This is a genomic window from Alkalihalobacillus pseudalcaliphilus (genome assembly GCF_028610675.1).
GTDB lineage: Bacteria > Bacillota > Bacilli > Bacillales > Bacillaceae_D > Alkalihalobacillus > Alkalihalobacillus pseudalcaliphilus.
In genome coordinates this window covers 1054189-1068837 of record NZ_JAQQWS010000001.1, presented here as the reverse complement: position 1 = coordinate 1068837, position 14649 = coordinate 1054189, and the positions used below count along the sequence as shown (strand labels likewise).

The window sequence follows — 14649 nt, the reverse complement described above, 5'->3', positions numbered from 1 at the left end:
GTTTTCGTGTAGTTACGCACGCTCTTCCTTCGAGTAACTGACACGTTCAGGCGTTTTCGTGTAGTTACGCACGCACTCCCTCCAGTAACTGACACGTTCAGACGTTTTCGTGTAGTTACTCACGCCACCCCTCCAGTAACTGACACGTTCAGGCTTTTTCGTATAGTTACTCAAAGGTTTGACCTCAGTATTTTCACAAACCTTAATTAATTGTTAGGCGATTCTGACTTTCATCTTTGTTGGTGGCGGAGTGAACTTGGCTCCGCCATGGGCGTTTTTGTATGATAAACTTTATTTGTAGAGTAAGAGAGGAATGATGATATGAAGCAGAATAAATATGACGATGATGATTTTTTCCGATTGTATAAGGAGATGCCACGGTCACAATTTGGGTTAGAAGCAGCGGGTGAGTGGCATATTTTAAAGCAATTAATTCCTTCATTAGAGAATAAACATGTATTAGATTTAGGTTGTGGCTTTGGGTGGCATTGTCAATATGCACTAGAGCAAGGAGCAAGTCAGGTTATCGGTGTGGATATCTCGCAAAAAATGCTAGAGCAGGCACAAAGTCTGGTCAAGGATAAAAGACTAACGTATAAGCAACAATCGATCGAGGAAATTGACTTTCCGAATGAATGTTTTGATGTCATAATTAGTTCACTAGCTATCCACTATGTGAAGGATTTAAAAGCTCTCGTTCAAAAAGCGATGAAGATGTTAACAGATGGTGGTGTGTTTGTTGTATCTGTCGAACATCCTATATTTACGGCACTTCCTAATCAAGATTGGTATTATAATGAGGATGGTGAAAAATTGCATTGGCCTGTCGATCGTTATCAGGATGAAGGTGTGCGGGAGACTTCTTTTCTGACCAATAACGTAATAAAGTACCATCGAACATTATCAACCTATATCAACACACTCACAGCTGTAGGGTTTGTGATTAAAGAAATTCAAGAGTCGAAGCCGACATTAGAAGCGATGGAGCATGATAAAGAAATGAAAGATGAAATGCGAAGACCGATGTTTTTGCTCATAAAAGCTATCAAATAATTCAGAGAGGTGAGGAGTATGATCGTGGTAGTAAGGCACGGTGAAACAGATTGGAATTTGCAAGGAAGGATGCAAGGTAGGAGGGATAGGAGCATTTTTTAATGGAATTCCTGAAGATGAAAATATATTAATCTTCTCTTCGGATAATGGTAATTATCAAAAATACTCCTTTTGTTAAATACATCAGGCTTCAGCATTGGTTATGTTTCTTTTACAGCAATAAAACGAAGGCGCCAATAATCAGCTACCCATTCTTTTTCTTTATAAAGCTTAGGACGCAAAATATTTTCACATTGTTTATAAATGGCTTCTTTTTCTTTGTTTGTCATATGAATAAACAGGTTGTTACTGAACATTTTGAGCCAGTTGTGAATGCCCTCTTCTCCATCTAAAGGTGTTGGTCGATTATAATGTTCAATGGAGATTATACGAAAACCTGCCTTTAAAAGATGAGCTTCCATTTCTTCCTTTGTCGGAAATACCCATGGGAACAAAGAAGGCTCATAAGGTATAGATAAATGGTTGGATGCTTCCTCAATTGCATGGATAATGGTTTCGATATTATGAGCACCTCCTAACTCGGCGATGAAACGCCCATGAGGAAGGAGAGCGTTATAGCAATTTTGAATCACTTTTTGCTGGTCTTTCATCCAGTGAAGAGCAGCGTTTGAAAACACAGCATGGAAGTGCTCCTTACTTTCCAGTTGTTGACCATCTTGTACGCTGAATTGAATTTCAGGGTACTTTTCTTTTGCGGCCTCAATCATCGAATGTGCAGCATCTATTCCCCAAACAATTGCACCGCTTTTGGAAATTTTATAGGCTAGGTCCCCCGTACCGCATCCAAGATCTAAGATTTTTTCACCTTTTTGTGGTTTTAGTGAAGAAACAAGGTCATCGCCAAAATTAGATACAAATGTATGTTTGTTATCATAAAGAGTCGGATTCCACTCAGTCATCTTGATCATCTCCTAATCGCCATATGCCTAGTGTAACATGAATAGGTGGAATATTTTTAAAAATATATAGAGGAAGAAATTAAGTGAACCTCTTTTTGGGAAGAAGAGCTGTTTGTAATATTGTTGTAATAATTGTAACAATTAATGCCGTAATGTTAATTCTTGTGTTTATTAATACGCATCTAAATTGTTTATGTGGGTGTTTTAGGTCATCTGTGAAGAGGGGTACTAATTTTGTGTTTATTCTATTTGCTTGGTGGTTTATTGTCGTTTAAACTGTATTGTCGGGTGTTTGTATATGTTTTTTAATTAGTGTAAATTAATCTATTTTTAATCGTGCTTTAACAAAGGTTTTTGTAAAATTTCGTACAATAATTAAGTAAGGAATTTTATTGTATGAAAGGGGTAGTTTGGCAAATGAATGAGGCTATTTATAGTTATGATGATGTTTTAAAAATGCTAGACTCTTTATTGAGAGAACCTACTGAATTTTGGGATGATTTTTATTCTAAACGTAATAAGGGGGTTCCTTTTTTTACAGAATCACCAGATGAAAATCTAGTCGACTATTTTGAGAAAGCTATTTTTAACCCTGGAAAAGTCTTAGAATTAGGATGTGGACCTGGTAGGAATGCTATTTATTTTGCTAAAAATGGTTGTGAGGTCGATGCTGTTGATTTATCTGCAGAGAGTATTAAATGGGCAGGTGAACGAGCGAAGAAGCAAAATGTAAAGGTGAATTTTATTCAGCAAAATCTCTTTGATTTACATATAGAAGATGGTGCGTACGATATGGTCTATGATTCTGGGTGTTTTCACCACATTGCTCCACATAGGAGGATGAGTTATGTAGATGTAGTAAAATCAGCGTTAAAACCTAATGGATTATTTGCGGTCACTTGTTTTGTTGCCGGTGGAAAGTTAGGTGGAGCGGAACTATCTGATTGGGAGGTATATAGAAAACTCAGTCTTAATGGTGGACTAGGTTATACGGATGAAAAATTAAGGCAAGTATTTTCTGCCTTTGATGAAGTGGAAATTAGAAAAATGAAAGTAATCGAGCAACCTAATCATCAATTTGGGATACCTGATTTTATAGTTGCATTATTTCGAAAAAACAAAGCCAACCTTAATTAAAATTTCGTATAAAAACCTCATTGGGCTAATATGCCAACTGAGGTTTTTCGTTCATAGCGTAGCACCAAGTAAATATCTCGACCTAATCATTCGGGGTAATTTGTAAAGACGGTTTACTTAGTGTTGCTATGTCAAAATCATATAATTAGCTGTTCATTTTTCTTAACTCATACCCTAACTTTTGAAAAGCCTCACCGATGCTACGTACATATTCAACATCTAAATTTTGTAAAAAGGAGTTTGATTCTGTACATTTGACAATGTTAATGGGAAGCCCGGAGAAAATAACTTCAACACCCATCATTTTCAAAGCCGATACTAATTTATTTAGCAGTGTTGAAAACTGTTGATCCGTTCGTTGAATTTCTGACAGGTCAATGATGAAATAACGAGTTTTATGATTGACCGCATAAGAAAGTGTATCTTCAATGATTTTATGGCCGCGCTTTTGATTAATATTTCCTTGTAACGATAAGACGGTTAATCCATTTGAAATAGGGATTAGTGGAGCACTTAATAGCTCAATTTCCTGATACGTGTCATCAAGTTCGACAACATATGATAAAACGTCGGCAATAATTTGTACAAATTCGATTTGTTCCTCAGTAAATTCTTTTTCATCCTTATCCATTAAACAAAGAGTGCCAAATTCATTACCATCTGTGCGGTTTAATGAAACCCCAATAAATGCTTTAACTTGTAGTTCTTCTGTAATCTTTCTTTCTCGAGTCTCTTTGTTGACCATTAAATTCATAAATGTTCGCATCTGTTTTGCATTTTCTAAGACGAGCTTGCAATTAGATTCGTCGTAGTCGACTGAGATGTTGTTAGGGACAATGGTTTCATTCTTATTATAAGAATTAATCACAGTCATCTCATTTTTATCTTTCTTGGCTATATATGCCGTGTTCACGTCCAATTTTTCTGTCATTAATCGGAATAAACGTTCGGATACCGCGACTAACGATTGATGCCCATGATTTCCCTCAAATATTTTTAACATGTTTAGGCTACTCCTTCAACTTCGAATAGTTCTATCATATCATGTTTAAGGTGATTTAATATAGAGAGAGATGTGCGGTGAGACAAGGCAAGTGATTAGGGTAGTGGTAAAGATTATCAATTTTTATGAAGTGGTAAATAAAAAGAAAATTATGTGAATGGACCCGTCTATGAAAATATATTATTCTTTACCGATAATTATGGTAGCGATCAATAGTATATACTTACCAATTTGGGATCTATAGGTTATTCATTGCTTTAAATGTAAAGGTAGAGGGGACATAGTAGGATGGAAGAAAAAGAATATAAACATCAAAAAAGAAAAGGTATATTTTTTAACTCGATTAGAAATCAAATTTTAATACCGGTAATTCTATTAATCATTATAACGGCAGGGGTCGTATCATTTGTCAGTTATTCATTTAGTGTGAAAAATACGACAGATGCATTAGTTGAAAATGTGGAAAGTCAGATGGGAAGTATCAATCAATCTTTTGATTTGTTCTTCGCTGATATAAATTATACGTTAGATCGAGTGTCTGATAATAATCGGCTCTTAGATTTTCAAACTGAAAATAGTGAGCAATTGCGTACCTATTTTGAAGAGATAAGTGAAACGAATCCTTCAATTTTGAATATGTTTGTAGCTTTTCCTGATGATTTCATTATATATCCGGATGAAGATATGGGAGAAAATTATAATGCTGAAGAACGAGACTGGTATCGAAATGCTATTCAGCTACCAGGGCAAGTAACGTGGACGGAGCCATACCAAGATGTTCGTTCAGGTGAGACAGTTATTACGTCTTCACGTACAATTCATGATGAAAATAATGAATTACTAGGTGTTATTGCACTAGATGTGACGATAAGTACACTTATTGACATGGTTGATACACTTCGCATTGGTGAATCGGGTTATGGGTTTATTTTCGATCAGTTTGGGCGTTATGTAGCACATCCTAATTCTGAGCTTGTTGGTGTAGATGCTTCCGATGAAACTTTTGCTATTGAAATGATGCAACTTGGGCAACAAGGTAGGGTAGAAGAAGAAGGGAATCATATAATTGAATTTATTATGAATGAAACAACTGGCTGGATTATTGCAGGGGAAGTAAACATCGATGATTTCGAAGAACAAGCAAAGGAAATTATTGCCCCCATTTTCATTTCAGTCGTTACGATGGTCTTATTGGGTAGCCTTTTAGCAATTTGGTTAGCTACGATTATTACTAAGCCATTAAAACAGGTTATGGCGAGAATGACCCGCATTGCAAACGGAGACTTAACAGATAAACCATTAACCATTTCATCTGAAAATGAGATTGGTCAACTTATGGCATCCACTAATCAAATGAGTGCAGATATGAAAATATTATTGAAGCAAATTAATGAAGTTGCTGAGTCTGTTTCAAGCCAAAGTGAGGAGCTAACACAAACAACGGATGAAGTGAAACAAGGTACAGAGCAAATTGCTGTGACGATGGAAGAAATTGCTTCTGGTACTGAAACCCAAGCAACGAGTGCAAGTGAAATTTCTTCTATGATGACAACTTTTACGTCACGTGTTGAAGAAGCTAGTGAACAAGGAAATGTTATAGAGCACAATTCTAAAAAGGTTTTAGAAATGACAGCAAATGGCATTGATTATATGGAGAAATCATCGGGGCAGATGGATACAATAAATGGCATCGTTAAACAAGCAGTTGAAAAGATGAAAAGTCTTGATGGTCAGACGCAGGATATTTCACAGCTAGTTTCCGTTATTCGTGAAATTGCTGAGCAGACGAATTTATTAGCTCTAAATGCTGCCATTGAAGCTGCAAGAGCTGGTGAACAAGGTAGAGGTTTTACCGTAGTAGCTGGAGAGGTAAGGAAGTTGGCTGAACAAGTGGCTGTATCTGTTCAAGATATTACTGGTATTGTGAACGGTATTCAATCCGAATCAAAAGTACTAACAGAATCATTGCAAGATGGCTATATGGAAGTCAAATCAGGCACCAAACAAATAGAATCGACTAGATTAACGTTTAATGAAATTAGTCAAGAGATTTCAAACATGGCGGGGAGCATTCATCGAATTTCAGATAACTTGACAGAAATGGTAGCCGATAGCCAAGAGATGAATAGTTCTATTGAAGAAATTGCTGCTATTTCTGAAGAAGCAGCGGCAGGTGTTGAACAAACTACAGCATCAGCTCAGCAAGTTAGCAGTTCTATGGAAGAAGTCTCAGAAAGCTCTGAACAGCTATCCAAATTAGCTGAGGAATTGAATTACCAAGTAAATCGATTCAAGCTATAATTTAATAATAAAGGGGCAAACATGTATGCGAGTATATATGTTTGCTTTTTTATTGAGATTTTTTGTACGGTTTTACAGTGATCAAAGCTGGAATTGTGGCTGTTTTAGCTGTGAGGTAGTTAGCTTTATAGAGAGAGTGAAAGTGAAGTTTTCGTAATAGGATGGTTACGGTTTGCCTAAATAATGACTGCTTAACTTTTCTTCTTTTAATTGACCGCCCTGCATATGGACCTGATACGCATTGGCGTTTTTTCTGGATTTCACAATGGTATGTAATTGATCATCAACGTAATGTAAGGCAACACCGTCATCAGCAGCGATGCCCTCCTGTAATTTCCCTTCTGTAATGAACTTTTGGAAGGTGGGTCTTCGATTGAGTTCGCAATCATAATGAGGGGAATGACTCCCTTTTAAAAAACCTAGTCCATTGACAGGTTCCAACCCATCACCATAGGAGTCGGTAATCCCCTCTTCAAACCAACAAATAGATCCAGCACTAAGACCTGCTAAGAGCGTTCCTTCTTGCCATGCTTCGTGTAAGTATTGGTCTAAGCCCCAATGTTTCCATAATAAGATAAGATTAACGGTATTACCGCCACCAACATAAATAATATCTTGCTGTAGAACAAATTCCCTTAGATTTCTAGTTGGCGGTTTAAATAAGGAAAGATGTGTAGGCTCACAGTTTTTCGCTTTAAATGATTGGTAAAATCGGTTCATATAATCGGCCGAATCCCCACTAGCTGTCGGAAGAAAACAGATGCTAGGATTTTCTCTTCTAGCATGCCTTATTATATAGTCATCTAAGAGTGGGTTTTCTGGTTCCATGGAGAAACCTCCGCCACCTAATGCAATGATTTGCTTGTTCATGTATATGCCTCCCTATAATGTATTGGTATTTTAGGCTATCTATTAATTGCTTTTAGTTTAATTGTAATGGTCATAGATTTTCAAAACTTATTTCGAGAGCCAAGTATCTGTAAATGTTTTTGGTTAAGAAACATTTTAAGGTTCGGGTACTAATCACAACTATTTAACTTTCCGACAGATAAAAATCATTTGCGGAGTTTCATTAGACATGGGGATACCTTGCCAACTCCCATAGCATTCTTTAATAGAGAAGCCATGAAAATGTAAAAGTCGTTCCATCTCTAGAGGGTAAGTATATCGTAATGAAATTTTATCCTTTTCAGTACCTATCAAGGTGCCATTGTCGTATATATGTCTCATCGTATGACAGTGTAATATTTGTGTGGCATCCTCATATGTTTCAATATGTTGCTCTTGGATATCAAAACCACGATAGTCTTGGAAGTTTATATCATACTCATCCACTTTACTTAGTTCGGTTAATATAGGATTTCGCGTATCAAAAATAAACATGCCATCCTTTTGTAAATGTGAAGAAACTGAATGTAGTAATTGATCCTGAGATGAATTAGTCAAAAAGTGCTGAAATGAATTACCAACCATAAACATAAAGTCAAAGTGGTTGGCTAATGAAAGCTGTGTACAGTCCTGTAAATGGAAAGGAATTTGTTGTCCTTTTTGTTGTGCTTTTTGTTGTGCTTTTTTTAGCATACCCTCATGTAAATCAACACCAGTAATCGTATATCCTTTTTCAGCAAAAGGGATTGTCAAGCGACCTGTCCCGCAAGCGAGCTCTAAGATTTGATCCTCGATTTGAGCATGCTGAAGCAAAATAGGAAGCTCTTGTTTGGATGGTTCGTGTAATAAATCATACATGTCAGTGTCTGTATACTTTTCAAAATTCGTGTTAAAAATATCGTTCATTTAAAAGTGTGTTCCTTCCTAAGTGTTAGAAAATTTAAAATTATAATAAACATAATGATACCATTGAAAATTTTATAGTACAATAGAATGGATAGAAAGAAGAAAGCAACTGCTGTTGTTTTGTGCGAAAGTTCTTTACGATTTTCAAAACTTCACGCAAATTCGTGAAGTAGCAAAGCTTGCTTGGCTAACGGCCCAAAAACACTTAGATTTTAGATACTAATCCTGATTACTACTCTCTCTTTTTTGTTGGTGGTGGCTGGTTGTGCGGTGCGCTGAATCTTTTTAGGAAAGCTCTTGCGAGCTCACCCCTAAAAAGTGGCAGGGCTACGGCAAAGTGTGAGAATCCTCAAAACCGTTATGGAATGAAAAGCCATCAGTTAAAGAGTGAATCGCCACTTTCATATTTGTTGGTGGCGGAGCGACAACCCGCCAAGGACGTTTTGTATCAAAGTGGACTTAAGGGGCAATAGATTGTGCCTTGAAGTTAGCTGGTCATCCATCATGCGATAGACGGCCTTAACAGGATAGTGCTTCCTTATTGTGGTGCGACTCCTAATGGTGGTGGAGTTGTATGAAGGGCCAACGTTTTAAAAAGTCTCCACCAACAAACATGAAAGTAAAGGTTTGCTTTCTGACTAGTGGCATTTCATTTAATATGGTTTTTGTTTTTTTAGAATGTTGTATGTTGGTTTTGAACTTGAGGAATAACAGTAACCTAGCGGACGAAAATATGTGGAGAATCCCGCTGGACGTAGTGGCGGACTGAGATCCACTGGCTGTGCCAGTTAGCTCAGCGCCACAAGGTTGTCTCGGAGCATGATTTTCGGTAGCGGCGAGCAACGCACCATGTTCGCACTAACTTTCATACAAAACTAAAGCTAGTTGTAAATATTAAATAGCAATTACATAAAAAAGGAGCATACGATTATGACAAATAAAAAATTAAGAGTAGGCATTGTCTTTGGTGGTAAATCGGCAGAGCATGAGGTTTCCTTACAATCCGCTAAAAATATCGTCGATGCTATTGATAAATCAAAGTACGAAGTTGTCTTACTAGGTATTGATAAAAGCGGACGCTGGCACTTAAATAAAGATTCCCATTTCCTCATCAACGCAGAGGACCCAAAATTAATCGCTTTAAACAAAACCAATGAAGGTGTATCCATTATTCCAGGTGAAGAAAAAAATCAATTGATAAGTTTAAATCAAACAGAAGCCATGGAACAGCTCGATGTCATTTTCCCGATTATTCATGGTACCTTAGGTGAGGATGGCAGTATTCAAGGCATGTTACGTATGGCCAATATTCCTTTTGTAGGTTCCAATGTATTAGGATCTGCTATCAGTATGGATAAAGATATTGCGAAAAGGCTATTACGTGATGCGGGGTTAGGTGTTGCAAAGGGTTTCGCTTTTAATATCGCAACTAGAAAACAAATTAACTATGAACATGTAGTGAAGGAACTTGGGTTACCAGTCTTTATTAAGCCTGCAAATCAAGGCTCTTCAGTCGGAGTTTCAAAAGCAACAAACAAAGAGCAATTTGAAAAAGCCGTCGCTGAAGCGTTTCAATTCGATACAAAGATTTTGATTGAAGAAGCGATCGATGGGCGTGAGATTGAGTGCTCTGTATTAGGGAATTATGAGCCGATTGCTTCGATTCCAGGTGAAATTATTGCAACGGGCGACTTTTATTCTTATGATGCGAAGTATATCGACGAATCTGGGGCGATTCTTGAAATTCCTGCAAAGCTCAGTACAAAGCAAGTTGAAAGAATTCAAGAAACATCTTTAAAAGCCTATCAGGCCCTTAATTGCGAAGGCTTGGCACGCGTTGATGTATTTTTAACAGAAGATGATCGCATTATCATTAATGAGATTAATACATTACCAGGCTTTACGAAAATAAGTATGTATCCGAAGTTATGGGAGCAAAGCGGTATTCGTTACAGTCAATTGATCGAAAAATTAATTGACCTAGCGATTGAACGACACGAACGAGATCAGAAGTTGCAAAGCTCCATTAATGATCATTTATAAAAAAACACAACTCTTAGGTGGAAACCTAGGAGTTTCTTTAGGAGAATAAAATGAAAAGAATTGATGTTGTATACAACCTTGTTTTTAACGATAAAAATGAAGTATTAATTGTTCGAAATAAAAAACGAGATGATTGGTCATTACCCGGAGGTCGGGTTGAAGAAAAAGAAACGTTAAAAGAAGCCGCTAAAAGAGAGATGACGGAGGAGACGGGCTATAAAATTGAAGTGGGAGAGATTGTCAGTGTCGATGAAGCATTTATTAATCAAATCCATGTTCATTTTTTTACTTTTCTTTCATTAATTATTGGAGGGAAAGCGGCAATCATCGATGTTGAAACCGTAGCTGAGATTCGCTGGGTAAGTGTTGAGGAAGCAAACCGACTAGTTCCATTTTATCAAAAGGGATTTCTATGGTTACGTAATGAATCAATTCCTTATACGTTTCATGGTGGAATAACTGTATAACCACACATAAATGAGCAAGCTAATGATTGAGATAAACGGGCTTCTGTTCTATATGAAACCTACATCGTGGCAAACGCAAATGCTCGTTGTCCATGAAATGAACGAAGCAAAAGCCTTTTTAATATAGAGGAATTTTTTTTACTTGATATTTTAGAAAATTAATAAGATTATGATATGATAGGCGGTCATATAAAAAGGGGGAAAGTTTGTGCGGATTTTATTAATAAATGGTTATGTGATAAATGTCGAAAGTGGCGAGGTAAAAAAAGGTGACATTCTTATTAATGGTCATAAGGTGGAACAAATTTCTTATGAGGAAGGAGTTTTAGAAGCTGAGCAAGTCATGGATATAGCAGGGAAATATGTGATACCGGGCTTAATTGATATGCATGTACATATTAAAGAGACTTTTGCTCCATTTTTTGTTGCTAGTGGTGTCACGACGGTTCGGAATACGGCTGGAAGTGTTTTGGAGTTAGAGCGTCTAAGAAAAGCAAAGGCCGATGATCCGACTCCACGTGTGATCTCTGCTGATCGGATGATTGATGGACCACCTGGTTTATGGGGGGAGACGACACCATTTAATGTTAATATCGATAACCCAGAAATCGCACGTTTTGAAGTAAGGAGACAAGTAGAAATAGGTGCAGATTTTATTAAAGTGTATGGCTGGCTTTCCCCGGATGTGATGGCTTCAGTCGCTGATGAAGCAAGAAAACTTGGTAAAGAAGTCAGCTGTGATTTAAACCACTCTCGAAAGGTCAATGCTGTTGACGCGGCAAGATTCGGTGTCAAATGGAATGAACATGCTTCTGGTATTATCCAAGCTCTGTATCCTGATTGGCATACAAGTGCGGCAAAAGAAATATGGGATCAAATTGATTGGGAGGAGCCTGATAGGGAGGCCTTACTTCCGATATTACATACGCTGTTAGAAGAAGGTGTGATCATTTGTCCGACGATGACATTGATTGATCAAATGAACCTAGTAAACAATTACTGGGCACCTCGGCACCCTTTGATGGAACAGTTGAATACACTAGAAGGCCTTTTTCAACAATGGAACTCATTTTTGGGATATAAGGAGTCGCTAAAGGTAGTAGGTAAATCACATCAATGGAATAAGGTTATCGCGAAAATGTATCATGACATCGGTGGTAAGGTTGTAACAGGAACAGATACGCCTGCTGGTATTTTTACATATCCTGGATTAGCTCTGCATCGTGAGCTAGAGCTTTTTGTTGAAGCTGGCTTTACAGAGTTAGAAGCTTTACAAGCTGCCACGATTAAAGCAGCCGATGCTTTAAATAGAACGGATATAGGACGAATTAAAGAGGGTGCCTATGCGGATCTTGTGATTTTGAGTGAACATCCATTAGAAAACATAAGCCATACACAAGGGATTACGTTGATCGTGAAAGGTGGCCGAGTGTTCCAGCCAGATGAACTAGTGTCGTATACAGTCAGTGCTGAAGAGTATAAAGAGAAGTATGAGCAATTTATTGAACATTTCAAAGATACGACACTAGAACAGATAAATAAGATTAGCAAATAAAAAGAGAAAGTAGAGAATAACTTGTCCGATCATGCAATAAGAAATTCAATGAAAGCAATAATAATAGAGAATAATCAAGTATTATTCATTAATTGTGCGGATCAGGAAGGGGACTTCTATATCTTCCCGGGCGGAGGACAGGAGTTTCTAGAAGAGGCAAAGCACACAGTGAGAAGGGAATGTATAGAAGAAATCGGTTTTGATGTTGATGTCCACGAAGTTTTGTTTATGCGTGAATATATTGGGGCTAATCATGAATTTTCCAATTTTGACCATGATGTTCATCAGGTTGAAACCTATTTTCGCTGTTCTTTACGTACGCAAGTTTCCAAGCCTGCACAGCCAGACACGGATCAAATCGGGGTTGAATGGTTAATAATCGATGATTTAGAGCAATATCGAATTTATCCTAAAGCTCTCATCCAGCCGTTACAAGCGTCGGTAGCTGGATTATCTTATCCTCTTTATTTAGGCGATGTTAATTAGAAAAAGTGAAACCAATTTTAATCATACAACGAATATAAGATATCGAGACATGACAAAAGAATAATCTAATGATAAAAGGTGATGGGGATGGAGAAGTCAGGTTGTATGAAATGTGGCGGAAGAGAGGTTGGAACGAAGGATGTGGCGATGACGGGTGCGGGTCTATCGAGGTTTATGGATATCCAACATAACCGTTTCCTTGTTGTTTTTTGTAAAAGCTGCGGTTACTCAGAGTTTTATAATAAGGAAACATCGACTGCTTCGAATGTGATTGATTTGTTTTTTGGTTAAGCGGAGTAATCTTAGAAATTGGTTTGATGAAGAAGTGTGTAAAATCAAAAAACTGCTGCTAGCCTTTAAAAGGTTCACAGCAGTTTTTTCAATTTATCGGTATTCTTTTGCTTCACGATTGTAATCTGTATATTCGTCTTGTTTTTCTTCCACTGTAAATGTTAAACCACCAAATTTACCTGCAAGCCAATTGTATATAAGTACGATTAGGGCGATGATACCGAAGTAAATGGCGGAGTAAAAGACAATACCAATTAAGCCTCCTAATAATAAGCCCATCCCCATTGCTGGTTCCTCAATCATCGTGATTAGAAAAATAAACAAACCAACAATCACAAATAAAATAATCGGAATGAAATAAAGGTATAAAGTACTTTTGATGACACTTCCAATGTTAAAGCGTTTAATTTCTAAAGTTTTCAATTGTTCTTCCTCCTATGTAGTTTTTCTTTTACAATGATATGTAGGATGCTTATCCTTTTTGACTAATACCCTACAAATGTAATGGATAAACACCATTTTATGTCATGCAATACAAAATAATATCATTTTAGACAAAATATGCATACAGGCTTTCCTGATAGGAGGAAGGTTGTGTGTTAGTTATTAATTGCTTAGTAGGGTTTGGATATGCTGCTTTACTTCTGGCCATTCTTCTTTTGTGATACTGTACATCACGGTATGGCGAATCGTTCCTTCCTTTCGAATCATATGATTGCGTAATACACCTTCTTTAGTAGCACCAATTCGTTCAATGGCTTTTTGAGAGCGTAGGTTTTCGTGTCCTGTTTTGATTTGAACTCGATTTACTTGAAGGTCTTCAAAGCAGTAGGATAATAAAACCAGTTTGCAATTGGTGTTGATTGCAGAACGCCAATAAGTAGGATTCAGCCAGGTTGATCCGATTTCCACTCTTTGATGTGATTTAGAGTAATCAAGTAACCAAGTGGCACCAATGATTGTCTGGGTTGCTTGATTAATGATGACGAAGGCAAAGTCTTCTCCATATCGTTTGTGTGCGTCATTAATATAAGCTTTGACGGCTTCAATGCTTAGAAGAGTAACCGACATATGCTCCCAAATTTTTGGGTCATTGGCGGCAAGTGCGAGTTCCTCTAGGTGTTCGATTTGAATCGGGATAAGTTGAACAACTTCATTTTCAATTTGTTTCATGGTATGGTCTCCTTTTTGTGTGAAAGTGTATTTTAGGAGCGATAGGTTGTGCCTTGAAGTTACCTGGTCATTCATCTTGCAATGACCTTAGCAGGAAATCGTTCCCTTTTTGGTCGTTCGACTCTTAGTGGTGATGGAGTTGTAAACGGGCCAACTGTTTAAAAAGTCACCACTACTATAATCTTTGCTGGTGGCGAAGTGAACCGTGCTTCGCCATCTGGGTTTTGTATGTAATGTATTTAGAGGTTCTGGGTGAGCGAAATCCGTTGACTAATACCTCGTGTCGGCATGATCAGGACGGAAAAAGAGAAAGAACCTGTCGACTGAGGCTGTGCATCGACATGAACAGGGCGAAAAAAGGTCAAGAACCTGTCGACTAAAGCTCGG

Annotated in this window: 15 protein-coding genes; 9 read left to right on the top strand and 6 right to left on the bottom strand. The window is 37.4% G+C overall.

Annotated features, from left to right (window positions below; all coding sequences use genetic code 11):
* Positions 1-321: 321 nt before the first annotated feature.
* Entirely contained in the window at positions 322-1053 is a 732-nt protein-coding gene (locus PQ479_RS05335; RefSeq protein WP_047988689.1) for a class I SAM-dependent methyltransferase, read from the top strand.
* 18 nt (positions 1054-1071) lie between these two features.
* A complete protein-coding gene (locus PQ479_RS21880) occupies positions 1072-1155 on the top strand; it encodes a histidine phosphatase family protein (protein ID WP_083991233.1) in 84 nt (27 codons plus the stop codon).
* 98 nt (positions 1156-1253) lie between these two features.
* Here PQ479_RS21880 and PQ479_RS05330 read toward each other — a convergent pair whose 3' ends face one another.
* Positions 1254-2012 carry a class I SAM-dependent methyltransferase gene (locus PQ479_RS05330; protein WP_273716800.1) on the bottom strand — a complete coding sequence of 253 codons (759 nt, stop codon included), beginning with the start codon at positions 2010-2012 and terminating at the stop codon, positions 1254-1256.
* Positions 2013-2429: 417 nt separating this feature from the next.
* Here PQ479_RS05330 and PQ479_RS05325 point away from each other — a divergent pair, with 417 nt between their 5' ends.
* Positions 2430-3149, top strand: a complete 720-nt coding sequence (locus PQ479_RS05325) for a class I SAM-dependent methyltransferase (protein WP_047989536.1) — start codon at positions 2430-2432, stop codon at positions 3147-3149.
* 145 nt (positions 3150-3294) lie between these two features.
* On the opposite strand, the gene PQ479_RS05320 is transcribed toward PQ479_RS05325, so the two are convergent.
* A complete protein-coding gene (locus PQ479_RS05320) occupies positions 3295-4152 on the bottom strand; it encodes a GAF domain-containing protein (RefSeq protein WP_047988691.1) in 858 nt (285 codons plus the stop codon).
* 288 nt (positions 4153-4440) lie between these two features.
* Between PQ479_RS05320 and PQ479_RS05315 the strand changes: the two genes are divergently transcribed.
* On the top strand, positions 4441-6453 hold the full coding sequence (locus tag PQ479_RS05315; protein ID WP_083991234.1) for a methyl-accepting chemotaxis protein: 2013 nt from the start codon (positions 4441-4443) through the stop codon (positions 6451-6453).
* Positions 6454-6618: 165 nt separating this feature from the next.
* On the opposite strand, the gene PQ479_RS05310 is transcribed toward PQ479_RS05315, so the two are convergent.
* Positions 6619-7323 (bottom strand): Type 1 glutamine amidotransferase-like domain-containing protein, encoded by a 705-nt coding sequence (locus tag PQ479_RS05310; RefSeq protein ID WP_047988692.1) that lies wholly within the window; start codon positions 7321-7323, stop codon positions 6619-6621.
* Between the two features lie 159 nt (positions 7324-7482).
* Entirely contained in the window at positions 7483-8247 is a 765-nt protein-coding gene (locus PQ479_RS05305; protein WP_047988693.1) for a class I SAM-dependent methyltransferase, read from the bottom strand.
* A 930-nt stretch (positions 8248-9177) separates the two neighbouring features.
* Here PQ479_RS05305 and ddlA point away from each other — a divergent pair.
* The 5 genes from ddlA to PQ479_RS05280 all read left to right on the top strand — a co-directional run bounded on the left by ddlA (position 9178) and on the right by PQ479_RS05280 (position 13089).
* Entirely contained in the window at positions 9178-10290 is a 1113-nt protein-coding gene (ddlA, locus tag PQ479_RS05300) for a D-alanine--D-alanine ligase (protein WP_047988696.1), read from the top strand.
* A 50-nt stretch (positions 10291-10340) separates the two neighbouring features.
* The gene (locus PQ479_RS05295) at positions 10341-10757 is read left to right on the top strand and encodes an NUDIX hydrolase (protein WP_047988697.1); all 417 of its coding nucleotides are present in this window, start codon (positions 10341-10343) and stop codon (positions 10755-10757) included.
* A gap of 208 nt (positions 10758-10965) precedes the next feature.
* Positions 10966-12312 carry an amidohydrolase family protein gene (locus tag PQ479_RS05290; protein WP_053070390.1) on the top strand — a complete coding sequence of 449 codons (1347 nt, stop codon included), beginning with the start codon at positions 10966-10968 and terminating at the stop codon, positions 12310-12312.
* A 21-nt stretch (positions 12313-12333) separates the two neighbouring features.
* Positions 12334-12798, top strand: a complete 465-nt coding sequence (locus PQ479_RS05285) for an NUDIX domain-containing protein (protein ID WP_337957084.1) — start codon at positions 12334-12336, stop codon at positions 12796-12798.
* A gap of 87 nt (positions 12799-12885) precedes the next feature.
* Positions 12886-13089 carry a zinc ribbon domain-containing protein gene (locus PQ479_RS05280; RefSeq protein ID WP_047988698.1) on the top strand — a complete coding sequence of 68 codons (204 nt, stop codon included), beginning with the start codon at positions 12886-12888 and terminating at the stop codon, positions 13087-13089.
* A gap of 93 nt (positions 13090-13182) precedes the next feature.
* On the opposite strand, the gene PQ479_RS05275 is transcribed toward PQ479_RS05280, so the two are convergent.
* Both PQ479_RS05275 and PQ479_RS05270 read right to left on the bottom strand, forming a co-directional pair.
* A complete protein-coding gene (locus PQ479_RS05275) occupies positions 13183-13512 on the bottom strand; it encodes a hypothetical protein (protein ID WP_047988699.1) in 330 nt (109 codons plus the stop codon).
* Positions 13513-13695: 183 nt separating this feature from the next.
* Positions 13696-14262, bottom strand: coding sequence for a GNAT family N-acetyltransferase (locus PQ479_RS05270; RefSeq protein ID WP_047988700.1), 567 nt, complete (start codon positions 14260-14262; stop codon positions 13696-13698).
* Positions 14263-14649 lie beyond the last annotated feature (387 nt).